General features: G+C 57.7%; 20 protein-coding genes and 4 pseudogenes. 11 read left to right on the forward strand and 13 right to left on the reverse strand.

Annotated features, from left to right (window positions below; all coding sequences use genetic code 11):
- Positions 1–461: 461 nt before the first annotated feature.
- Entirely contained in the window at positions 462–1,775 is a 1,314-nt protein-coding gene (locus RX328_RS12905) for an LLM class flavin-dependent oxidoreductase (protein ID WP_213254892.1), read from the forward strand.
- A gap of 416 nt (positions 1,776–2,191) precedes the next feature.
- Positions 2,192–2,452: pseudogene (locus tag RX328_RS12910) on the forward strand (6-pyruvoyl trahydropterin synthase family protein).
- A 151-nt stretch (positions 2,453–2,603) separates the two neighbouring features.
- On the opposite strand, the gene RX328_RS12915 reads toward RX328_RS12910, so the two are convergent.
- Complete coding sequence (locus RX328_RS12915) at positions 2,604–3,605, reverse strand: GDP-L-fucose synthase family protein (protein ID WP_283772421.1); 1,002 nt, start codon at positions 3,603–3,605, stop codon at positions 2,604–2,606.
- Complete coding sequence (gene gmd / locus RX328_RS12920; RefSeq protein WP_213254894.1) at positions 3,586–4,671, reverse strand: GDP-mannose 4,6-dehydratase; 1,086 nt, start codon at positions 4,669–4,671, stop codon at positions 3,586–3,588. Before gmd ends, RX328_RS12915 begins: the two co-directional genes overlap by 20 nt.
- 555 nt (positions 4,672–5,226) lie before the next feature.
- Here gmd and RX328_RS12925 point away from each other — a divergent pair.
- From RX328_RS12925 to RX328_RS43560, 4 genes are all read left to right on the forward strand, one after another.
- Positions 5,227–5,700, forward strand: coding sequence for an FkbM family methyltransferase (locus RX328_RS12925; RefSeq protein ID WP_283772422.1), 474 nt, complete (start codon positions 5,227–5,229; stop codon positions 5,698–5,700).
- A gap of 1,038 nt (positions 5,701–6,738) precedes the next feature.
- Complete coding sequence (locus RX328_RS12930) at positions 6,739–6,984, forward strand: hypothetical protein (RefSeq protein WP_244608732.1); 246 nt, start codon at positions 6,739–6,741, stop codon at positions 6,982–6,984.
- Between the two features lie 583 nt (positions 6,985–7,567).
- Complete coding sequence (locus tag RX328_RS43555; RefSeq protein ID WP_375293227.1) at positions 7,568–8,125, forward strand: 4'-phosphopantetheinyl transferase; 558 nt, start codon at positions 7,568–7,570, stop codon at positions 8,123–8,125.
- 1,962 nt (positions 8,126–10,087) lie between these two features.
- Entirely contained in the window at positions 10,088–10,276 is a 189-nt protein-coding gene (locus RX328_RS43560) for a helix-turn-helix domain-containing protein (RefSeq protein WP_108523203.1), read from the forward strand.
- A gap of 246 nt (positions 10,277–10,522) precedes the next feature.
- Here the strand turns inward: RX328_RS43560 and RX328_RS12935 are convergent, their stop codons facing one another.
- Both RX328_RS12935 and RX328_RS12940 read right to left on the reverse strand, forming a co-directional pair.
- Entirely contained in the window at positions 10,523–10,999 is a 477-nt protein-coding gene (locus RX328_RS12935) for an Lrp/AsnC family transcriptional regulator (RefSeq protein ID WP_108523191.1), read from the reverse strand.
- A 272-nt stretch (positions 11,000–11,271) separates the two neighbouring features.
- A complete protein-coding gene (locus RX328_RS12940; RefSeq protein ID WP_145963793.1) occupies positions 11,272–11,457 on the reverse strand; it encodes a hypothetical protein in 186 nt (61 codons plus the stop codon).
- Positions 11,458–12,798: 1,341 nt separating this feature from the next.
- Here RX328_RS12940 and RX328_RS12945 point away from each other — a divergent pair.
- The 3 genes from RX328_RS12945 to tnpB are packed head-to-tail and all read left to right on the forward strand — an operon-like array spanning position 12,799 to position 13,462.
- Entirely contained in the window at positions 12,799–13,146 is a 348-nt protein-coding gene (locus tag RX328_RS12945) for a transposase (protein ID WP_317258729.1), read from the forward strand.
- Positions 13,143–13,304, forward strand: a complete 162-nt coding sequence (locus RX328_RS12950) for a hypothetical protein (protein WP_213254921.1) — start codon at positions 13,143–13,145, stop codon at positions 13,302–13,304. Before RX328_RS12945 ends, RX328_RS12950 begins: the two co-directional genes overlap by 4 nt.
- Positions 13,292–13,462: an IS66 family insertion sequence element accessory protein TnpB gene (gene tnpB / locus RX328_RS12955; protein WP_249727018.1), complete on the forward strand. Its 171-nt coding sequence runs from the start codon at positions 13,292–13,294 to the stop codon at positions 13,460–13,462. Before RX328_RS12950 ends, tnpB begins: the two co-directional genes overlap by 13 nt.
- A 60-nt stretch (positions 13,463–13,522) precedes the next feature.
- On the opposite strand, the gene RX328_RS12960 is transcribed toward tnpB, so the two are convergent.
- On the reverse strand, positions 13,523–14,401 hold the full coding sequence (locus tag RX328_RS12960; protein ID WP_190242232.1) for a hypothetical protein: 879 nt from the start codon (positions 14,399–14,401) through the stop codon (positions 13,523–13,525).
- 27 nt (positions 14,402–14,428) lie between these two features.
- Here RX328_RS12960 and RX328_RS12965 point away from each other — a divergent pair.
- A pseudogene (locus RX328_RS12965) lies at positions 14,429–15,083 on the forward strand (IS630 family transposase); the annotation flags it as partial.
- 321 nt (positions 15,084–15,404) lie between these two features.
- Here RX328_RS12965 and RX328_RS43565 read toward each other — a convergent pair.
- The 7 genes and pseudogenes from RX328_RS43565 to RX328_RS13000 all read right to left on the reverse strand — a co-directional run bounded on the left by RX328_RS43565 (position 15,405) and on the right by RX328_RS13000 (position 18,339).
- Positions 15,405–15,578, reverse strand: a complete 174-nt coding sequence (locus tag RX328_RS43565; protein ID WP_375293266.1) for a hypothetical protein — start codon at positions 15,576–15,578, stop codon at positions 15,405–15,407.
- A 374-nt stretch (positions 15,579–15,952) separates the two neighbouring features.
- Entirely contained in the window at positions 15,953–16,537 is a 585-nt protein-coding gene (locus RX328_RS12975; protein WP_213254905.1) for a hypothetical protein, read from the reverse strand.
- A 597-nt stretch (positions 16,538–17,134) separates the two neighbouring features.
- Positions 17,135–17,362, reverse strand: coding sequence for a hypothetical protein (locus RX328_RS12980; protein WP_057849738.1), 228 nt, complete (start codon positions 17,360–17,362; stop codon positions 17,135–17,137).
- Positions 17,359–17,493, reverse strand: a complete 135-nt coding sequence (locus RX328_RS12985) for a hypothetical protein (RefSeq protein ID WP_256441740.1) — start codon at positions 17,491–17,493, stop codon at positions 17,359–17,361. The genes RX328_RS12980 and RX328_RS12985 overlap by 4 nt, the downstream gene beginning before the upstream one ends.
- Positions 17,490–17,712: pseudogene (nifT, locus tag RX328_RS12990) on the reverse strand (putative nitrogen fixation protein NifT). Before nifT ends, RX328_RS12985 begins: the two are co-directional and overlap by 4 nt.
- Positions 17,713–17,716: 4 nt before the next feature.
- Positions 17,717–17,936: pseudogene (locus tag RX328_RS12995) on the reverse strand (cysteine desulfurase NifS); the annotation flags it as partial.
- Positions 17,937–18,093: 157 nt separating this feature from the next.
- On the reverse strand, positions 18,094–18,339 hold the full coding sequence (locus tag RX328_RS13000; RefSeq protein ID WP_213254909.1) for a hypothetical protein: 246 nt from the start codon (positions 18,337–18,339) through the stop codon (positions 18,094–18,096).
- A gap of 429 nt (positions 18,340–18,768) precedes the next feature.
- Between RX328_RS13000 and RX328_RS13005 the strand changes: the two genes are divergently transcribed.
- Entirely contained in the window at positions 18,769–19,470 is a 702-nt protein-coding gene (locus tag RX328_RS13005) for an alpha/beta fold hydrolase (protein ID WP_213254911.1), read from the forward strand.
- Here RX328_RS13005 and RX328_RS13010 read toward each other — a convergent pair.
- Positions 19,459–20,424, reverse strand: a complete 966-nt coding sequence (locus RX328_RS13010) for an IS481 family transposase (RefSeq protein ID WP_317258655.1) — start codon at positions 20,422–20,424, stop codon at positions 19,459–19,461. The two genes, RX328_RS13005 and RX328_RS13010, sit on opposite strands and share 12 nt — an antisense overlap.
- Between the last annotated feature and the right edge of the window lie 115 nt (positions 20,425–20,539).

Below are 20,539 nucleotides of genomic sequence, written 5' to 3' on the forward strand. Positions count from 1 at the left end.
AGGCACCGGCCCGGGAGTTTAGATGAGGCTTGCTCAGTTGATCCAAATCAATGCCATAACTGCTGTACTGTTGAGTGCTGGAGCGCCGATTGAAGCCACATCCGTCGTGGTGCCGCTGTCATTCGGCCAGCAGCGGCATTGGTCCTGTCGCGTCTGATCGTCGGCAGAGAGGCACATCCAGATCGCGCCTCGGTCGCGGCGAACTGGGAGAGCCTGCCCTTCAGTGGCTTCGGAAATGGTCGTGAATGAGGCGCAGTGCACTACCTTCGTGGAGGGGGCGGCGAGCCGTTCCAGCAGATCGGCGGCTGGAGTTAAGATAGAGAGCTCGATTGGCGCGCAAGAGCTTTGAACCGAGAGAACGAAGTACATTTGCTGGCCGCGGCGCAGAACCACCCTGCGACAGTGGGCTGGGCGCCATGTTTGAAGCGGCTCGGTGACCATCGTGCCCCAGGAGAAAAAGGATGAAGCTTGGACTGTTTTATGAACACCAGTTGCCGCGTCCTTGGGAGGACGGCAGCGAGCGAAAATTGTTCAGTGATGCGCTGGAGCAGATCGAACTGGCCGATCGGCTTCGATTCGATCACATGTGGGCGGTTGAGCATCATTTCCTCGAGGAGTACTCCCACTCATCCGCACCCGAGGTCTTTCTGGGTGCCGTCTCCCAGCGTACAAAGACTATTCGCATTGGTCACGGCATTTGCCTGTCCTCCCCGAATTACAACCATCCGGCGCGGGTGGCGGAGCGCCTGGCGACGCTCGATCTGATCTCTGGGGGGCGCGCCGAGTGGGGGACCGGAGAATCCGCGTCGCTGATCGAGATGCATGGCTTTGGGATCGAGCCCGAGCAGAAAAATGCCATGTGGCGGGAAGGGGTCGAGCAGACCGCCAATATGATGACGATGCGGCCGTATCCCGGGTACGACGGGCAATTCTTCTCAATGCCGACCCGTAACATCGTGCCAAAGCCGGTCCAGAAGCCGCACCCACCGATCTGGATGGCGTGTTCCCGGCGCGACAGTATTTTGCGTGCCGCGCGTTACGGGGTAGGGGCGCTGGTTTTTGGATTTGTGGAGGCGTCGCAAGCGAAAGTGTGGCGCGACGAGTATTATCAGATCATCAAGTCCAATGAGTGCGTGCCCATTGGGCATTCGGTAAACGCCAATATCGCCACTCTCAACGGTATGATGGTTCATGAGAACGCCGAAGAAGCGATGCGTCGAGGACTCGATGGTTTCAAGTTCTTCGGTTATTCGATCGCGCATTATGCGGTATATGGCGAACACCGTCCTGGGCGCACGAATTTGTGGCGGCGCTTCCAAGCGATCAAGGACGAGATGAAGGAGACGCCAGGCTCAGGCAGCATCGGACAGCCCAGGAGTGTTCGCGAGCATCTCATGGGGTATGCTGATGCCGGTATCGACCAGATGATCTTTATCCAGCAGTGCGGCATGAATAAGCACGAGCATATCTGTGAGGCACTTGAGCTGTTCGCCAAAGAGGTCATGCCTGCTCTGAAAGAGCGGGAAGACGAGCGCGTCCGACGTAAAGAAGAGGAGCTGGCTCCCTACGTAGAGGCGGCACTTGCCCGCAAGTCCTCGATGCCCGAGCTGCACGAGTCGGACATCCCGAATGTCGAGGCGATTGGCATCGTCCTTGAGCGTTGTACAGGTAAGGACTACGCCTCGGCCGGTGGCACCTTCGCGGACCCGACCCGCGGAGGCGCCATTCCGATGGCTTCACGCGAGTCCTTCGCCAAGTCGGCCAAGGTCGACTGACGCGAGGGCCGCGATGGGATCTGGCCGAGTTCATGGGCGGGTGCCCTCAGTGGCCGGCAACGGCCGAGGAAATCGGCCACGCATCGCTCACAGTCCTAAGAAGCTTGTGTGCTGGCCGCGCCAATCCTACAAGTGATTTCTCTGCGAAGCTGGGAACCCAAAGCTATGCGTCTAAGTTTTCTGGGTGACTACGTTGATCGGGGTAGATGCCGAATGCCTCACCCCCTGAATCCAATTGCCCCTTTAGCTGATGGATGCCCCAATCCATACGCGAAATCATGGGTACTACTCAGTTATCCGAACTGGGCTGAGCATTGAAATCCTATAAGCATCTGCGCATTCGATGAAGATATCCCAAGCCTTTTGAAACGGCTCACCGGCTCCCGAACGTGCCGCCCACACATAGGTGCAGCCGCGTGCACGGCCATTCCTATAGGGTCGAGGTGCAACTCGATGGACCAGGGATCCTGTCACCGGATTCGTCGTAGACTTTTCTGACCTAGATCATCAGTGCACTTGATCATTGATGCCTAAACGAAGTCGAGGGATTGGAGAATCCTACGGCAGAGAACATTGCCGTTTTGATCTTGGAGAGATTGAAGCACAAGCTTCATCAAATATTATCCGTTCGAGCCTACGAAACCTCCGATTGTTGGGCTGAATATGAGGGACGATGACAAGAAAAGCACCTTGTTTGGCCTGCTTCTCGTCGTCGAATTTGCAATCCTTCGAGCCCTATAGCTTGAAAAAAGCGTGCATCTAAAACCCCTTCTGCCCGAACGATCGATTCCCGCTCAAGCGCTAGGAGAGTCTTCACAGGCCGATTGCTTATGGGTCCCGGATCACGCTCGCTTGTTCGGCACGCGGAGGACTACTCTGCCGCGACCTGTGGCTCTCGTTTAGATATGCCCGGTACGCCAACGCAATGCCCTCCCTCAGCGAGGTGCGGGCTCGCCAGCCGAGCGCGGTGAGATGGCAGACATCGAGCAGCTTGCGCGGCGTGCCGTCGGGGCGCGAGGTGTCAAAGCTGATCTCGCCGGTATAGCCGACAGTTGCGGCCGCGACACGGGCGAATTCGGCAATCGTGGTGTCCTCGCCGGTGCCGATATTGACTAGTTCGTCATCCGAATAGGTCTTCATCAAATGGATGCAGGCGTCCGCGAGGTCGTCGACATAGAGGAATTCGCGCCGTGGCGTGCCGGTGCCCCAGACCGCGACCTCGCTGGCGCCGGATGCCTTCGCCTCATGGAAACGGCGGATCAACGCAGCCACGACGTGGCTATATTCGGGATGATAATTGTCTCCGGGGCCATAGAGATTGGTCGGCATCACATTGATGAAGTCGGTGCCATACTGGCTCCGATAGGCCTCCACCATCTTGATACCGGCGATCTTCGCAATCGCATATGGCTCGTTGGTCGGCTCCAGTGGGCCGGTCAACATGGAATCCCCGCGCAGCGGCTGCGGCGCCAGCTTGGGGTAGATGCAGGAGGAGCCGAGAAACATCAGTTTCTCGGCGCCATGGACATGCGCGGCATGGATCACGTTCGCCGCAATCGCCAGATTGTCGTAGAGGAATTCTGCGCGCAGCGTGTTGTTGGCGACGATGCCGCCGACCTTGCCTGCCGCCAGAAATACGACCTGCGGTCGGTGGGCGGCGAACCACCGGTTGACCGCCCCCTGATCACGCAGATCGACCTCATTGCGGGTCGTTGTCAGCAGTTCGACATCTTCACGCCCCAGCCGGCGCGCCAGTGCGGAACCGACCATGCCGCGATGGCCGGCGACGTAGACGGTCTTGCCCTTCAGCTCAAAGGGAATGCTTACCATGAGCCGCCTCCCGTCGCGCGTCTTCGAGGTCGCTCGCGACCATCTCCTTGACCAGCTGGGCAAAGGGCGTCTTGGGCTTCCAGCCCAGTTTCTCCCGCGCCTTGCTGGCGTCGCCAATCAGAAGGTCGACCTCCGTGGGCCGGAAATACTCCGGATCGATGCGCACCACGGTCTTGCCGGACTTCTTGTCGACACCGGTCTCCTCGACGCCCTTGCCGTGCCATTCGATGCTGCGGCCGACTTCGGCAAAGGCGACTTCGATCAGTTCGCGCACCGAGCGCGTCTCGCCGGTGGCGAGCACGAAATCGTCAGGCTGATCCGCCTGCAGGATCGCATGCATGCCCTCGATATAGTCCTTCGCATGCCCCCAGTCGCGCTTGGCCTCGAGATTGCCGAGATAGAGCGTGTCCTCAAGCCCCACCTCGAGGCGGGCAACGCCGCGCGTGATCTTGCGGGTGACAAAGGTCTCGCCGCGGATCGGGCTCTCATGGTTGAACAGGATGCCGTTGCAAGCGAACATGCCGTAGGCTTCGCGATAATTCACCGTAATCCAGTAGCCGTACAGTTTTGCGACCCCGTAGGGCGAACGCGGATAGAACGGCGTGGTCTCCTTCTGCGGCACCTCCTGGACCAGGCCGTACAATTCCGACGTAGAGGCCTGGTAGAAGCGCGTCTCCTTTTCCATGCCGAGAATGCGGATCGCCTCGAGCAGGCGCAGAACGCCGACCGCGTCGGCGTTGGCGGTGTATTCCGGGCTTTCGAAGCTGACGCCGACATGGCTCTGGGCAGCGAGGTTGTAGATCTCGGTCGGCCTGATCTGCTGCATCAGCCGGATCAGGTTGGTCGAGTCGGTCATGTCGCCGTAATGCAGCAGGAACGGCACGTTGCGGGCATGCGGGTCCTGGTAGAGGTGATCGATCCGCGCCGTGTTGAACGAGGACGACCGCCGCTTGATGCCGTGGACCTCATAGCCGAGGCCAAGCAGATATTCGGCCAGATAGGCACCGTCCTGGCCGGTGACGCCCGTGATCAGCGCCACGCGCCGCTGTGAATCCTGAGCCGTCATTCTCTCTCCGGTTATGCGCAAGGGAAGGCCGTCATTTGCGAAGTCTAACTGAAAGTCGATTCAAATCAGGCGGTTAGGCCGCCGAGTCAGCATCGGCCGGGGCAATGAAAGCTGGAGCCCGCCCTTTGCCTTGTGCTGTGGTGCGATTGTGACGAGCTACTTTGCAATTCGACAGCAATGACATGGTACGACGCGCCTATTGAAGAGCCCGAAATACGCTGGCGACGCATCCTAAAAGCCACGAGTTGATCGAGAGGCGCGCATAATCCATCCGATTTATCGTCAGGCCGGCGCATACACTATATATACATTGATATACATTGCGCAGGAAGGGGGTGCGTGTAATCGAGAATTCAAGGACAAAGTTCAACGGACCTCCGCGAGGCCCTGTAAGTAGGCAGCTGCCGAGCGCTCCAAAAGTTCTCGACAGGACTGCTGGCTAGGCTTCGGCAGGCCTTTTTCTAAGAGACCGCATATTTCCATGGAACCCACATCATCCTTAACAGTACAATCGGCAGATTGCTTCTCTTCTTCCAAAAGCCGGATCGCGTTATCTTGGACATCGGCTGCAACGACGGAACCGATACGCGAAAGTTTCTCGAGCTCTGCCCGCAGGCTCAGCTCTACTGCTTTGAGCCAGATCCCCGAGCGGCTGCTCGCTTCAAGAAAAACATGGATCTGTACCTCGACAAAGTGAAGCTATTCGAGATCGCGGTCAGTGAGCGAAATGGCAGGGTCGATTTCCATCCAAGCAATGGAAATGGAGATGCGAAGGAATGGGATCTCTCTGGCTCAATACGCCGACCCAAGAATCATCTCGTGGAACATGACTGGGTTCGGTTTGATCATCCCATCTCAGTTGAAACTCGACGGTTGGATGATTGGTGCCGTGAGGCGAACTTAAAACGCATCGATTTCATCTGGATGGACGTGCAGGGAGCCGAGTCCGATGTGATCGCTGGCGGCAAGGAATACCTTGAGCAACACGCGCTTCGTCTACACGGAATGCAGCGACCAGGAGCTCTATGAAGGGCAGCAGTCCCTGCAAGCCAATCTTGACCTGTTACCTTCGTTCGTCCGGCGATGAACCCTTACTCGCCTGCGATCAGCTCTTCGATAAGAACTCGCAAGTACCCAAATCCCGAAAAGCCGCAAGCCCAACAAAAACAGCTTGAATCTCACGTAGCGTCAGGTTGTAGGCTTGAAAAAATGCTGACTAAAGCCATCATTAGCAACTCAAACGAGTGCCACGCAACGTTCCCATTGAGGGATTCGCGTCTTCTCGAGCATCCTCGTGACGCTTTCATTCAGTGTGCTTCGAGAGGCTGAGTCACTTCGCGTGTTGGCAGGCAGAAACAGATCGGAGTCAAGGAAAGATCCACAAATCCAAGAGGGCTCGTAAGAGGGCTCGTAGTGGTGCGACGTGGGAGGTAGATCAGTCCGTGCAAGCGCTTCGGAGGGCCGGCCACCCTTAGGCAGAGTCACCCATGTGGGTGAGGCGTGCGCCGCATTGGCTGGGCTGCGTGGCACGTTGCGATCTTCTCAGCCGATCTTGATATGCAGGTGGCGAGGGCGCCGTATTCTTTAGGAAGTGCGGTATCGCTGCGAAGGAGCTGAACTACTGTGATGCTTGCTGCCTTCTCCTCGTTTCGTGGAGCATGTTGGGAAACCTCAGTCCGCTGCTCACCGGGGGCCGGCGGTTGCGCCGGCATGGTCATCATGTTCGTGTAATTTCGGACTCCCGCCATGCGTGCAGAAGTCGACGTCGCCGCTTTCGAGTTCGTGTCACGGCGAAGCGCCCCAATGGGTGAGGCTGCGGATCCGGCAGACGTCTCGAACTTCCGAGATCGTATGCGCAGGGTCGTCTTTGAGCCTTACTCTGCTTACTGCAGCCCCATAAGTAGAGTCTAGAAGTCGACGGAAGCTGTCTCGCCCAAGTTTCCTGAGCCCGCATGATGTGACCGTCGTGGCAACACAGGCGCGGAGGCGGAGCGGCTTTGGCCGGTCTTTCAACGGCGACCACAACTTCGCCGACAGGCGAGCCAACATTCAGAAAGGAAGCATGTCTTGACTCAGGCCGAAAAAGACGTGGTCGAGCACATGCTCGCATCATTAGCGATCAGCTCGCTGCAAAGTGGCATTGCACCTACCAACGAACAGGTTGCGCATCATTTTGAGCTATCATGCGAGGAGGTTGGACTTGTCGTCACGCTTGAATCTGCGACCCGAATCTTCAATTGCGTCGCACGTGAGATCCACAAGGCGCAGTCGGTGCTCGAGTTCATCGGTCGCGCCACGGATCAAATGCAGTGAGCGAGAGCTCCTCGCACGACCGCGCAGCACAAAGTCGCCCTCGTTGGTCCGGCATCATAATGGAGGGTAGGACCGACAGGTTAGGTTCCACATAGACTGCATAATTCTGCTCGACGTCCACAAGCAGGGTACCAATCCGCCCCGACCTCTGCCTCACCGGAATTGTTGAAGGCCGTACCCGTCCACTCTGAGCACTCTGCGACAGCTCCGACAACGGTGATGCAATTCGGCCAGCCAGGTGTGGCGCGAGGGCTGTCGATCTCGAAAGCGGGTCGCGTCAGCGCAGAGCTCGTCCGATGCACGCTCGATCGGTCCGATCCTGCCGTCGAAATATCGAGCGTCGCAGAGCATGACTTCGTCTCGGACGCTGCGGGCCTTGAGCGGCCTGCGATCTCAGGCTAGCTAACGTAAAGCGAGCTCAGATCTGCAGCTTCAGATTGTTCCAGAACAAAGGTTGGTCCAACCTATGAAAACGCTAACGACGTTAGGGGCTGCTATCGGCGCAGCTTTGGCAAATGACATCAGCTTTTCCGGCGGATCGATATGTGACCCGGTCCCCCTCCCATTTCCGGCCGAAGACGACATGTTGGGGAACGTCTCGCTTCGTCGTCGGCGTGAGTTCGCCTGGGGACGGCATCACGCTCATGAGGTCTTGCGCAAATTGGGTTTCGCTCCTGTTCCGATTTTGTCGAGAGTGGATCGGGCTCCTCTTTGGCCTTCGGGGGTCGTCGGCAGCATTTCCCACTCTTCGTCTGATTGCGGAGCTGTTGCTGGAAAGTCCAACACTGTGCTCGCTCTGGGGTTGGACATTGAAGATCATGAACCGCTAGGTGCGGACCTTTTGCCGCTCGTGTGCACCTCCGAGGAAATCGAACGTAAGGAGTGGTCCAGCAGTCGCTTCGGCCCGAAATTGTTCTTCGCAATAAAGGAAGCCGTATACAAATCATATGCGCCGGCAACTGGTGAATTCTTGGATTTTCAAGATGTCAGTGTCAGGACGAATGATCAGAGCGGGGTCTTCGAGGCTGAGATTGTCAACCCGGAAAAGCCTACTAGTTTCGGCAGTCGAACCATAAATGGAATCTATCGTCCATTTGTTGGAGGAATTCTAGCACTAGCCGTGCGATTTCGAGGCGCGTGATGCATCTCGTCAGCTAAATGCTGGAAGGCCAAACGAGACCTCATCGAGGTTGCCTTGCAATTGAAGAATATTCTTCTGTTCTAGTAGCGAGTGGGCGCTTTGACTCCGATAAGAAGCTTAATGTGTATGACTCCGTAGCGCCCCGCTGCCCTCTCCGCGATCCGACCAGACAAGGTCCTTCACCGAGCCCTTTCTGATCGAACGTGAGCTGAGATGCCGGTCATCATGTGGGTCTCTCAATCAGGAAACCGTGAAAAGGGAGCGCCTGATAGGTCACGACTAGCTGCCGTTATCCGGGTTTCGCGCGATGATGCCCACGCTCGCAATAGCGATGGCGGCGTTAGATCCAACATCGAACAAGCTATGTAACTGCCGGATACGCAACGTGGTGAGAGCGACGCCGCAAGCAACAGCCAAGCCAGAGATGATCGAGGCGGTGGGCGCCCGTCGGGCTGCCGAGTCGCAATTCGCCTTGGCCTGCGCGCGCGCTTCCGTACGAAAGCAAACGCGCCTCTTGTCTAGAAGCCGCCAAGCTGTTGCGAATGCGACATCGCGAGCGAAAAAAACAGCCAATTTGCGGTTGCGTCGCAGTGGCTCAAATCCTGCACCGCGCCAGGTGGCAGTAGGGCCAAGCCGGTCGCAGAAGTCCGAAGTTGCAATTGAAAGGGGAATCGCGAGCTGCGGAGCATTGGGAGCTTTTTGGGTTTCTAAGCCTCTCAACCCATTTCCGCTGTGCTTCGTTACGCTTGCGGACCGGTGCTGTTCGCACGGTTCTCGACATAGGTGTAATGATGAAATCCGCGTCTAGTGAGAACGAATCGATCAAGACCGTCGCCCCTGAGAGCCAATCGAGTGTCAACGCCATTCTGACGACGGCTTTTACAATGTGCCCCTTATCTAGGTGGCTCTATCCGGAGCCGGAGCGCTACTTGCGCCATTCAGCGGGTTCATCGAGCATTACTGCGGCGATCCATACACCAATCGAAGCGGCATATTTCGATAACGGCGACAAAGGCGCGCTTCTGTGGCAGACCGACAAAATGCATCGGAACGACGCGCGGATGATGAAGTTCCTGCTCGGGAGCGTTCCAGAGTACAGGCGAGCGGAAACCGAAAGGGTACCCCGATTGTTCTCTGATATGCGATCCGCAGCCTAGGTATCGGAGGGATCAAGCGAACCTTCCGTCAATGTGAGCAACTCGCGGCCTACGCAGCCGAAGAGCTAAATGCCCATGGCGTGAGAGCGTGGCGCAATCCCGATGCGCTGACCGTGGTCTTCCCTCCCGTTGGAGAATGCATCAAGACCAAGTGGTAGATTGCGACGCAGGACGTCAGCCACCTGGTCGTCACGCCGGGCACGACCAAGCACCAGATCGATGCGCTAATCGAAGCTATGACGACGAGAAGGCTGGGGCTCGAGGAATCGGACATTCGTGATGGCTGCGTGTGGCACGCTTAACCCCCTAACATCGGAGTAGGTGAGGTGCGTCGAGTGTCTACTCCGCTTGCTCTCGAAGGAGATGAATGTTGCAATCACATTGATCGAGCACCGCATCATGACACTCGAAGGGTTGTCGGGCCTTAGTAGTCTCGCATTCGTTGCCGGAACGGCCTATCGTACCGAGCCAAACATGGTGCGGTCCTCTCGGTCGGATCCGTCACCTTTGGCTAAGGACTGCCGATAAAAATTTCGATGAACGTTTCTGGAGCTTCGGGCGAATGTCCTCGACGCGATCTCAAGCCGGAGCACTGTTGTGGATCGGCGAGGAGAACCAATGGCGACAAACGAGCGTTGCTAGTCGCGAAGCGTCTAGCCGTCAAATCTTGTGCAAGCAATTTCTGCGGGGGACGTCGAGTTGGGTAAGTCAAGCGAGCGGATTGGAAGCGCCCGAGTAAGCTTAAGAAGGAAGCGTGCCGGAGCGGCTTCCGCCTACCGCTGCGCGACCGCAAAGGCGCCGATCGATGAGAAGGGGGGCTGCCATTCGGCGTGCCCGGCTCGAGAGCGGGCTTACGCTTGGCGATGGTGCATCGGCAGCATGTATTTCAGTCCGGATGATCAGTCGGTTCGAAACGAGGCAATCGACCGTCAGCATTGTGCTGCTTGAAAGTTTCTGCGCGAGATTAGGTAATGACCTGGGCGTTTTTCCGTGAAGTTGAACGACGGGAGAGGCTCAACTCAAAGGCGCTGATCAAAGTGGAGGTCGTCCGCTCAGCTGGCAGGTACGGCACACCTATCGCTTGCTGTCGCACCGAAAGGGAGCACGGAAGCTTTTCGAACCCTTCCTCATCAGCATACAAGCAGAAAGCGATAGCATCCGCGGTTTCTATGCGCGTTAAGTGATGAAAAGCGCGCAAACGCGTCGATCCGCGGGGTGAAACGCCTGCATCAGCGTGTTGTCAATTCTCGGATGGTGCTTCAACGGGAACAGCAAAGCCCGCCTTTACGCGATCCAATACGACCATCGTCTTGAAGCTCTTAATGTCCGGGTTCACATAGAAGAACCGCCGAGTGAACTCCTCATAATCTTCCATTGTGGGCGCGGTAACGTATAGGACAAAATCCGCGTCGCCGGTGACGTAGAAGCCGTTGACGATCTCAACGGACGATCTGATGGCCTTCTTGAATCTATCGATTATATCTGAACGCTCTCGCTCCATGGTCACCAGCACCAGCATTTGAATAGGTCTGCCCACCGCTTTCGGCGAAACGATTGAAACATCGGCCTCGATAATGCCCTCCGAACGGAGCCTCTTCAGTCGTCGTTGACACGCGGTAGCAGAAAGCCCTGCTAGTGCGCCGATCACCTCGGAAGTTAGGCGGTTGTTCTTTTGCACAATCTCGAGGATGCGGGCGTCTATCCGATCGTATTGCATAATCGGCTCCCCGGCCTTGAGGTGAATTTCATCCCGAAAGGCGTCCAAAATATTCCAAATGCATGCGATGATTTCAACGAATGACCGCGTGGGCCATCGCACCGTCTTGGCCGCTGGTAGTGAGTCTGCTCCGCCAGGAGTTGATCATCCTGCCGGATGAAGAGCAGCCAGTGAACGTTAACGACGACGTGTGAATGGTATGAGGCGTTGGTGCGATCACCTGCTGCTCCCCACCTTTGCCAAAGATCGTTCGTTTAAAGGAGGGCCTATGCTCAAATTTCAAGCTGGCTCTGCTTTCTCTTGCGAAGCTTTTGGGTTCCGGAGATTGCGGGCCCCTCGGCTCTAACTTGCTGACGGATTTGCTCAAGCTGGCGGCCGATCTCGGCCTTGCCGCTGGCAACGCGATTGCGCCAAAGACCGCTTACAATGTTCGCATCCTTCTGAAAACGTTGCTCCACGCTCCGGGCCTTCTCCTCGCCTATCCATCGTTGGGGCGCTGCCGCCGGCGGCCCAGGGCGATGACCTCGATGCAACGATAGGAATCAACTTCCTGCCTGAAATCATGCATCGCATTGCCGCCATTCCACCTCCACTGATGAACTCAGTCTAGGCCGGATCGCAGGTGAGCCGAAGGATGGAGGTGAGGGGCTCATGCCGGTAGACTTAGTTACGTGTTGAGCGGCACAGGTACTGAAGTTGACTTGAGCCTCAACGTGAAAGGAAATGTGGTCGCTAACAGCCGTTCGAAGGCGGAACACTGTTCAACCAGGCGTTGCTCGATGAGCTTTCGCTCCTCATCAGGCAACTCGCTTTGAAGCAACTTAAGACAACGCCAAATTTCATTGCGCACTGATCTGATCTCACTTAAGCTATCATCAATCGAAGTACTCATGGATGCCGACACAGTGTGGAACTAACCTTTGAAAACTTATCAAAGTGTCATCCTCGGCGAAGCCGCACACTGAATCGCCTTCATCACGAACGTTTCAGGTGTGTTGAGGATGGCCGGAAGATCAGGCCGACAGTGGCATTCATGGCATCAAGATAGCATCGATAGATGCAGGCCTCGCGCGCCGATCTCGGGGCCACCATAAATCTTAGGCTCTCAATCGAGCCACGGTGGAAGCTTTGCGCATGTTCGCCTTCAGTCGGCATTACGTCTATAGCCTCCCTACATTGTCTTCCGCTTCACCATGCCCGCAGGTGAGGTGCAGCGATCCCAAGTCTGAGGTCCGCCTTGTTGGCGAAGCGGCTCGCTCCATCGGAGTGCTTTGCGAGGTTTGCTGAGTTTAACGAATATTTAGATCTTGATTAATGCAATGAGCAGCGCATCTTCGTGGAATTTCTGCGCTTTGGTACATTTTTTTGATGGATTCAAGCGGCCGGGATGCGATGGGTTTGTAGCAGCACTCGTGAAGTCGCCACTGCCAATACAGGCACGCGAACAAGCTTTAACGCGAGCCATGTGTTACCGGCAGAGCGTGTGAGATGTCGATCTCGGCCTTCCTTTTTCATTACGGGGGCGGAGAATGCTTACTCTCCACATTTCTTCCGATCATGGTCGTCTGGATGGAAGGAGTGCACCATATCGCTTTCTACGGTAACCGGCATGAGGCCCCCACCTCGCCATCGCGAGGTTCACCTGCGATACAGCTTGGCATGAGCTGATCTGTGGAGGTGGCGCGATGGCAAATGCCATGCTTGATGCCAGGCAGGAAGGTGACTCTTATCGCCGCGTCGAGGTGATCACCGGGGAGCGCCGACGGTGACGGTGGACGGGCGAGGAGAAGGCCCGGATCGTGGCGGAGAGCGTTGAGGAGGGTGCGAACATCTCCGAGGTGGCGCGGCGCAATGGCGTTTCCCGCGGGCTGCTTACGGTGTGGCGACGCCAAGTTGCGGCGGCGGTAGCGGGCAAGCCGCCAAACTTCGTGCCGATCCAAATTGGTGCCGAGAGCGGTGGCGGGACAGCAGGCGAGTCCGAGCGTATTTCGCCGGTACAAACGAAGCCTTTGGAGATCAGCGCGCCGCGGGCCAAGGCCTGCGGGGTGATCGAGATCGAGGTGAGCGGGGCGCGCATCCGGGGCGAGCCGGGCGTGGAGCTGGCGACGCTGTCGACCGTGCTGGCAGCGCTTCGGGGCATCCGGTGATTGCGCTACGGTCCGACCTCAAGGTGGTGCTGGCGACACAGCCGGTCGATTTCCGCAAGTCGGTGCACACGCTGTCGGCGCTGGTGAGCGAAGCCTGCGCGCGAATCCGTATTGCGGCGACGTCTTCGTGTTCCGCAGCAAGCGTATGGACAGAGTGAAGCTTCTGGCGTGGGACTGCAGCGGCATGGTGCTGGTGACGAAGTGGCTGCACCAGGGACGCTTTACCTGGCCGCCCGTCCGCGACGGCGTGGTGCATCTAAGTGCGACGCAGCTCGCGATGCTGCTCGACTATCCATGCGAATGCCCCTCCTCGTGAGGCTCAGTGATTCTGAGATCAAGATGATCGAACGCGTGATTGCGTAGTTTTCGAACAGCCTCAATCACGTGCGACGTGTTGGAGAACAGGTGCGCGCCGGAAGAGTGACGATCGATCAAAAGGCGCCTTTGCCTGATCTGAACGTACAGCCAGTTCACTGGAATGTTCAATACGCCGGCGAGTTGCTGGGCGCTGAGCAAGTCCGGTGAATGCCGCCATCGCGTACGTTGCTCGGTAAGCCCCCTTGAGGCCGGCGTGCAAGCGAATGCGCTGGACGGTGATCGGCAGCACTTTGTCGGGGCAATTTGGTGACCGGTGTCCTTCGTTCGTCAACATGGCAGCGATCTCGTCGTCGTGCATCTTGGTGCGGGCGAGCTTGAGCACGCGTTCTCGCATCTCCGCGCCTTGGGTGAGACTCGCTACTGAGTTGACACGCATCTTTACCTCGATCTCGGTGACAGCTCCGCCGCGCCAGACGATCCTCACCCTGACGACGTCGTGCTCGCCGCGGTCGAGGATCACCTTGTCAATGAGACAGCGCAGCAGCGCCTTGCGTTTTGCGTCGGTCGTGCTCGGGTCTGTCCAGATCGCAGGCAGACGGCCGGAGAGGCGGACGACTTTGTCGTTCAGCGCCTTGTTGCCGACGGTGATCTGAGCGATAGCCTGGGGAGACTCCAAACGGGCCAGGACCTCCTCTGCCGCTCGGACCTCCTTCAGAGCCTCCTCCCAACGGCGCTCGAGCTCGGCGGCGACAAGCCGGTTGTCAGGATCGACGCGGTTGAACTGACGTTCGGCGAGCGCTGATTCGTAGCGCCGGCGCTCGAGCTGCTGCTCGGCATTGCTCCGTATTGCTTTGTACGTCTGTTGCTGAGCGCGACGAGCGCACGACAACGCGTCGATCTCGGCCGGCGCCAGCGCTGTGAGGAACGCTTGCGCCACGGCGGCGTCGACGCGGGGAGCACGGATGACCTCGTGGCTCGCAAGTCCGGGTGCGAGAGCAATGACCCGAACTTCACGGCCAAAGCCGTCGATGTTGTCGGCCTCTACGTCGCCCCGCCCGAGAAGGCTATCGTGCTATGCGTGGACGAAAAGCCTTCAATCCAGGCTTTGGAGCGAGCGCAAGGTTATCTGAAGTTGCCCAATGGTCGCGCCTTGACCGGTCAGAGCCACGATTACACGCGTGCATGGCACGACAACGCTGTTTGCGGCGCTCGAGGTTGCGACCGGAAAGATCATCGCGATGCATTCAAAACGGCGGCGCCGTGTCGAGTTCCTCGACTTCATGGACAGCGTCACCTCGGCTTTTCCGGACCGCCAGCTTCACGTCATCCTCGACAACCTCAACACCCACAAGAAGAACGAGCACTGGCTAAAGGCCCACCCCAATGTGAAATTTCATTTCACGCCGACAAGCGCATCCTAGCTCAATCAGGTCGAAGTTTGGTTTTCGATCCTGCAGGGGCAGTCGCTCAGCGGCACCTCCTTCACAAGCCTCAAGCAGCTGCAGGAACACATCGATGCCTACGTCGACGCCTACAACGACAAAGCCGAGCCCTTCGTCTGGACCAAGAAAAAAGTCCGTCAACGCAGATTCAAAGGCCGCCGTATCACTCAACTCTGATTCCGGGTACTAGCATCGGGATCCGGCGCCGATTGGGACGGCATGCCCGCAAGCGTTTCCGTAAAGCTGTCGCTATCCACCGACTGGTTCGGTTCGTCAGCTTGGCTAGCGCGTGTGGATGAGCCACTAATTCGATTATACATGGCGATTCGCGTTTCCCTTCGGCGAAGTCTCTTCGCAAGCGCGTCGGGCTGCATGATACTCAGACAAGCTGATGACAAGCTGACGGGCGCAGGTGTTACCCGGCTTAGAGAGCATGAGGAAGGGCATCGTCACGTTAACGGGCATCCGACGGATCTTGGGCGGGGAAGAGCATAGTTTTCAGGCAGCGAGCGCGACCGAGGTGATGTCCGCCCATGTCTCGAAGGCGACCCCATGGGCTTCGCGATAGGTGCTAGCAGTCAAGCGATGGGGCCTTAGGTGAAACAGGTTCGCGATGGGATCGTGGATAGAAAGAAAGCGCTGCGCCTGTCGTGCCGATTTGAAGCGCTTCATCTGCCGCTCTCTTCGGCGAGCGGGCTGGTGGGAATTCTCTGTTCGATGTTTAATCCTCTATGCTGCCGATGCTTGATGCTTAGCCCCATCTCCCTGCGAGTAGCGCCATATGGCAGGAGCGCGATCGCGAGCGCTACCGCAGCATCGCTATTGGCCGGTACTGCATTCAGGAAATCCGCCGGACCGCCATCAGCTTGCGCAGCCACTCAACTGCCACAGCGTTCATGCTCGCCAGCTGCCAGCGGGTTCGACAAAATGCGCACCCGCTGGCGATGCGGACAGTTAGTGGGGAACGGTGAATTGTCTATGTAGTAGAAGCCGGCTGGACCGGAGGGCTCCCGCCCAGCCAAGTTGGCTCAGCCACCGCATAGATTTCAGGTCTGGCGGCGCGTAAGCCTAACGAACCCTCCTTCTTTTAGCTCGGCGTTATAAAGCTTGCTGCCGAGCGAAATGGTTGTTGGGTGGTCTGCGGTAGGCATGAGCCCATGTTCGCGCAGCTTTTCAATAAGCGCCAGCGGGGCCCATTGCTCCGGGCGGGGCACACGACCACGCCGGGTCTCAACGAAGAACGCTCCGAAATCTGGCGCCCCCGTCGACCCGAGTCGCGGCATTTGAGCTTCCGGTGGGTTATGAATGAGGCGTACGCTCTGAGACGGATCCAATGCGGCCGTGTAGAGGTGACCCCGGATCTCGTAGCTCATCGTCGGCTGCTCCGAGTCGGGCAGGAGACCGTGGTAGGTCAGTTTCTCGATCATTCGGAGCGGGGCGACTTGGGAGCCGTGCGAAAACATTTCGGGAACGGCCCATGAGACATCATATACCGTCTTGTCTGGCTCGGCAGACGAGGACGGCCCGGCTTCATTCATCACTCGACTAAATAGGTCATGATCTTCTTGAGTCCACTCGTAGGCACTTGGGGACCCTGGAGACCCAGCACCGTCGATCCGGTTGAAATCCATACAGCTCTCCTATTGGTTTGAGAACGTGGGCTCAAATCCGCCAGAGCTTTCCTTGGGCTTGTCACCAGTTGACCCATCGGCGGCATCCGTCGTCAAGAGACCACGTTCTCATGTTAGGGAGCTTAGCTGTCAGGAAGCTGACGAGTTTCGGGACACAGCTGTACCCGCGCCCGCGTTCCCAACTCGATCTTCTGGACTCCGGGAATGAGATCCTGTGCCATTAGCCCAGCAATAGAGCAGCTCGGCGATCTTACCAAGACGGGTGTTTTACCTTCATTGGCGTTATTGTCTCACCACGTCTCTTCTTTCTTTGTGTCAGGTCGTGCGCCACATCTTCGCTTCGAACCCGGCTACCCCGATCATTCTCGAGTGTGACCCCTCTGATGTTCGCGCCATTGTTCGTCTTGTTTCTTCCGAGCCTGCTGCTGCTTGAGCGCGTTCTCAGCAGCTTCGGGGAATTGCTCTGCTCTCCGGTTGGCAGAGATGGTTCGGGACAGGCCGAGCCCAGGTCTATAAGATCTACTGCTCACGCCCGCTTCAGGCCAATGGCTCGGATGGTGGCCCGGACTGACGCATAGACGATTAGATGGAATTGCCCTAATCATCATTCCAGACGGTCGCATTTAACAGAAACAGCGCCGCGAGATAATGATAAAGTGCCGTCAGCTCGACCGGTGGGGCAAAAGCCTGCGCCATCAGTGCCGTCAAGGCTGAGCGATGTTTGTTGGTCTCGATGTACTGCGCCGACGCGCAGACATTGCCCTTGGTCCGGCGGGGCAGCGCGACGTTGCCGGCGAAGAAGGTAGCCAAGGCCTCCGGCGTCATCGGCACATCGCTTTGGACAACTCGGTGAGGCAAGGGCCGAGATAGGGAATAATGCTGCGGGCACGCTGCCTGAGGCCGAGGCCAATGAGGATCATCTCCGCGTCGCTCGCATTGAGCGGGGTCGTCTTCATCGGTCATCCCCGTCCTCACCACGTTCCTGGCATTTACGTGATCGGCAACGGCATGTCACTCGCCATCTCAGGCAGATCGAGCACCCAGCCATTGGCTATTCTTATCCACCCGCCCCACAGCGTGTCGTGCTCCGATCCAAGCGACCGACTCTTCGAGGTCCTTCTTCGGCACGTAAATCGACAGGCCAGCCTCGGGCGAGCGGCAATCATGACTTTCATAAGATCAACTCTGGTTCGAAGGACATTGCCCGCAGGACTGCGAGCGTCCAGCGCGCAAGCGCGCCACGATGCCGGACAGCGCGCGCAAGAGCTGATCGATCTCTCCGATCGTGGTTTCACGCGAAAGCGGAAAGCGGATCGCGCCCCGCAGGCTCGTCGCCGGCACATTCATCGCGCAGCACATGCGATGCTTCCATTGAGCCGGAGCTGCAAGCTGACCCGAGCCTGTGCCGATTCCGAATCTATATCCGCTCGCGCGTCACATCAGCAGCACGCCCGCGCGTGGCGGGCGCTCCCGTTGCAGCCCCACTTTCGCCCCGGTGCATGCGGCTATGAGAAGTCGGCCACTTTCAGTCCAAGCCGCACCTGGCGCGACTTCTGCTAGCCGGTCACCGGGACTAAATTGAGCGGATCGAAGTACCAAGAAGGATCATCCCCAGACGAATCCGTTTCGATATATTCTTCGCCGGAATATTCCTCGACGCTTTCTTCGTTTTCGTCATCACCACTCTCAGCTTTGGAGAGATATAGTCGAGGCTTGTCCGCCCGCTGCCATTTTCCCTCCTCATTCAGCGTCCACTTGTCGGGGTGCTGCCGAGGGTCAAGCACATATTGATTGTCACCCACGTGAACAAAACTGTTCGCGTCCGATAAGGCGCCTACAGTCGGAGAACGACGACTTTTCGGCGAAGACCTAGTTCGCGCGCGCCGCGCCAAGACGATGGGACACCAGCGCTGGGGTCGGCGGCACGCCAACGCGCCAAGAGTAATGCGTCTAAGCTCCCTTTCGGAGGGGTTACTCAACGGACACGCGCTCATTCTCGAGGAGATCGCGTGAAGCTCGCCCGTCGCTTCAGCCAGATCGTGCTCTCGGGCGAGCTTAAGGAGTTGCTCCCGATATAGACCTGAAGGGCCTGGCCGAAGCGCGTCAGACAAGAGAGGTGTGTCGAAATCCGATCCGCCGGTTATCGACACCTCCATTCTTATCCCTGCTCATCCACAACGCCACTCGATGCGCGGCAGCGTCTTGCCGGCGCTCCAAGAAAAGGGGTGGCAATGCCTTATATCGATTCAGGTGGAATAAGGCTGTATTTCGAGGAATATGGGCGGGGCTATCCAATCATTTTCGTTCATGAATTCGAATCCGACCTGCACAGCTGGGAAGCGCAGATCCGTTATTTCTCGCGTGGTTATAGGTGCATCGCCTACAACGCGCGTGGATATCCACCGAGCGACGTTCCTGATGATCCCGCCATATACGGCTGGGAGGTCGCCGTGGAAGACATCGGCATCGTCATGCGCGACCTCTCGATCGGGCGCGCCCACATGGTTGGATCTAGCATGGGCGCCTATGCTGCTCTGCTGTTTGGGTTGCGGTACCGCGAAAGGAGCAGCGCGATCGTCGCAGCCGGAGCAGGGGCGGGATCTCCAGCCTCGGATCGTGAAAGGTGGTTGAAGAACACGTCTGTTCTCGCGCGCGCATTGGCGGCGCGAGGTATGGATGCCATGGCAGAGAAAATGGCACGCCACTCCACGCGAATTCAACTGAAACACAAGGATCCGAGGGGCTGGCAGGAGTTCGTAGATCGGCTCAAGCAGCATTCGGCGCAGGGGATGGCCAATACTTTGCTTCAGTGCCAAGCTGTGCGACCGGCTTTGTACAACTTCCGCGACGAATTTTCACGGATGACGGTCCCGGTACTGCTCGCGGTGGGTGACGAGGACATGCCATGTTTAGAAACCGGCCTAGGTGTTTAGTCCCGGCATTTTCTGGAGCGGATTAAGTTTGAATCGTTCTGGCTGGGAAGTCCAGCATTTGCAGATGTATTCGTAGGGCGTGAGACCCTTCAGGGTCTTCAGCCGCCGAGCGCAGTTGTAGGCGTTAATGAAGTCGGCAAGGTGTGCTTCGAGCTGATCGTGTCGATCGTAATGGTAGCGTTGGACGGTCGCTTCCTTGATCGTGCGGTTCATGCGCTCGACCTGGCCATTGGTCCAGGGATGCTTGATCTTGGTTAGCCGATGTTCGATGCCATTCTCTTGGCAGCGCATATCGAACATATGTGTCACGTATCTTGCCGTCGGGCCGTCTGCGTAGCGCGGCGGGAAAGTGAACTGGATCCCATTGTCGGTGAGAACCGTGTGGATCTTGTAGGGGACAGCCGCAATCAGAGCTTCGAGGAAGGCCGCGGCGGAGGTCCTTCCCGTCTTCCTGACCAGTTGCACGAAGGCGAACTTGCTGGTGCGATCGATGGCGACGTAGAGGTAGAGCTTGCCTTCAGCGGTCTGGAGCTCAGCAATGTCGATGTGGAAATAACCGATCGGGTAAGCCTTGAACTTTTTCTTCGGAGGCTTGCTGCCTTCGACCTCCGGCAATCGGCTGATGCCGTGGCGCTGGAGACAGCGATGCAGGGATGATCGCGTCAGATGCGGGATGGTCGGCTGGAGCGCATAGAGGCAATCATCGAGCGGCAATAGCGTATGCCGCCGGAAAGCGACGATGATCGCCTCCTCCTCGATGGAAAGCACGGTCGATTTGGCTTCCTTCGGGCCTGTCGGGAGATCGGCGACAGTCTCGCGCTCCTTCCACTTCGCGACGGTCTTCTGGTTGATCCCGTAGCGCTTGGCGAGCGCCCTCAGGCTCTCTTGACTATTCTGTATTGCTCGACGGACTGCCTCCGTCGTGGTGGCGCAGCCGTGTAAAACTTGTCCCATAGCGCATCCTTCGAATCGTGCGATAAGAATGCACCATCAAAGCTCGGGACTAAACACCTAGGAGCCTGTCCCTATAATGGACTTAGGATTAAGCGAAGCGGGTTCTGAAGCTTTT

This window comes from Bradyrhizobium sp. sBnM-33, from assembly GCF_032917945.1.
GTDB lineage: Bacteria > Pseudomonadota > Alphaproteobacteria > Rhizobiales > Xanthobacteraceae > Bradyrhizobium.

Coding starts and splice junctions, on each gene's coding strand:
- RX328_RS13010 (WP_317258655.1), bottom strand. CDS start 20,424: ATGGGACAAGTTTTACACGGCTGCGCCACCACGACGGAGGCAGTCCGT.
- RX328_RS43565 (WP_375293266.1), bottom strand. CDS start 15,578: ATGAAGCGCTTCAAATCGGCACGACAGGCGCAGCGCTTTCTTTCTATC.
- RX328_RS12915 (WP_283772421.1), bottom strand. CDS start 3,605: ATGGTAAGCATTCCCTTTGAGCTGAAGGGCAAGACCGTCTACGTCGCC.
- RX328_RS12935 (WP_108523191.1), bottom strand. CDS start 10,999: ATGCAATACGATCGGATAGACGCCCGCATCCTCGAGATTGTGCAAAAG.
- RX328_RS12905 (WP_213254892.1), top strand. CDS start 462: ATGAAGCTTGGACTGTTTTATGAACACCAGTTGCCGCGTCCTTGGGAG.
- RX328_RS43555 (WP_375293227.1), top strand. CDS start 7,568: ATGTTGGGGAACGTCTCGCTTCGTCGTCGGCGTGAGTTCGCCTGGGGA.
- RX328_RS12980 (WP_057849738.1), bottom strand. CDS start 17,362: ATGACGCCGGAGGCCTTGGCTACCTTCTTCGCCGGCAACGTCGCGCTG.
- gmd (WP_213254894.1), bottom strand. CDS start 4,671: ATGACGGCTCAGGATTCACAGCGGCGCGTGGCGCTGATCACGGGCGTC.
- RX328_RS12975 (WP_213254905.1), bottom strand. CDS start 16,537: ATGGATTTCAACCGGATCGACGGTGCTGGGTCTCCAGGGTCCCCAAGT.
- RX328_RS12985 (WP_256441740.1), bottom strand. CDS start 17,493: ATGAAGACGACCCCGCTCAATGCGAGCGACGCGGAGATGATCCTCATT.
- RX328_RS13005 (WP_213254911.1), top strand. CDS start 18,769: ATGCCTTATATCGATTCAGGTGGAATAAGGCTGTATTTCGAGGAATAT.
- RX328_RS43560 (WP_108523203.1), top strand. CDS start 10,088: ATGAGAAGGGGGGCTGCCATTCGGCGTGCCCGGCTCGAGAGCGGGCTT.
- tnpB (WP_249727018.1), top strand. CDS start 13,292: ATGGACAGAGTGAAGCTTCTGGCGTGGGACTGCAGCGGCATGGTGCTG.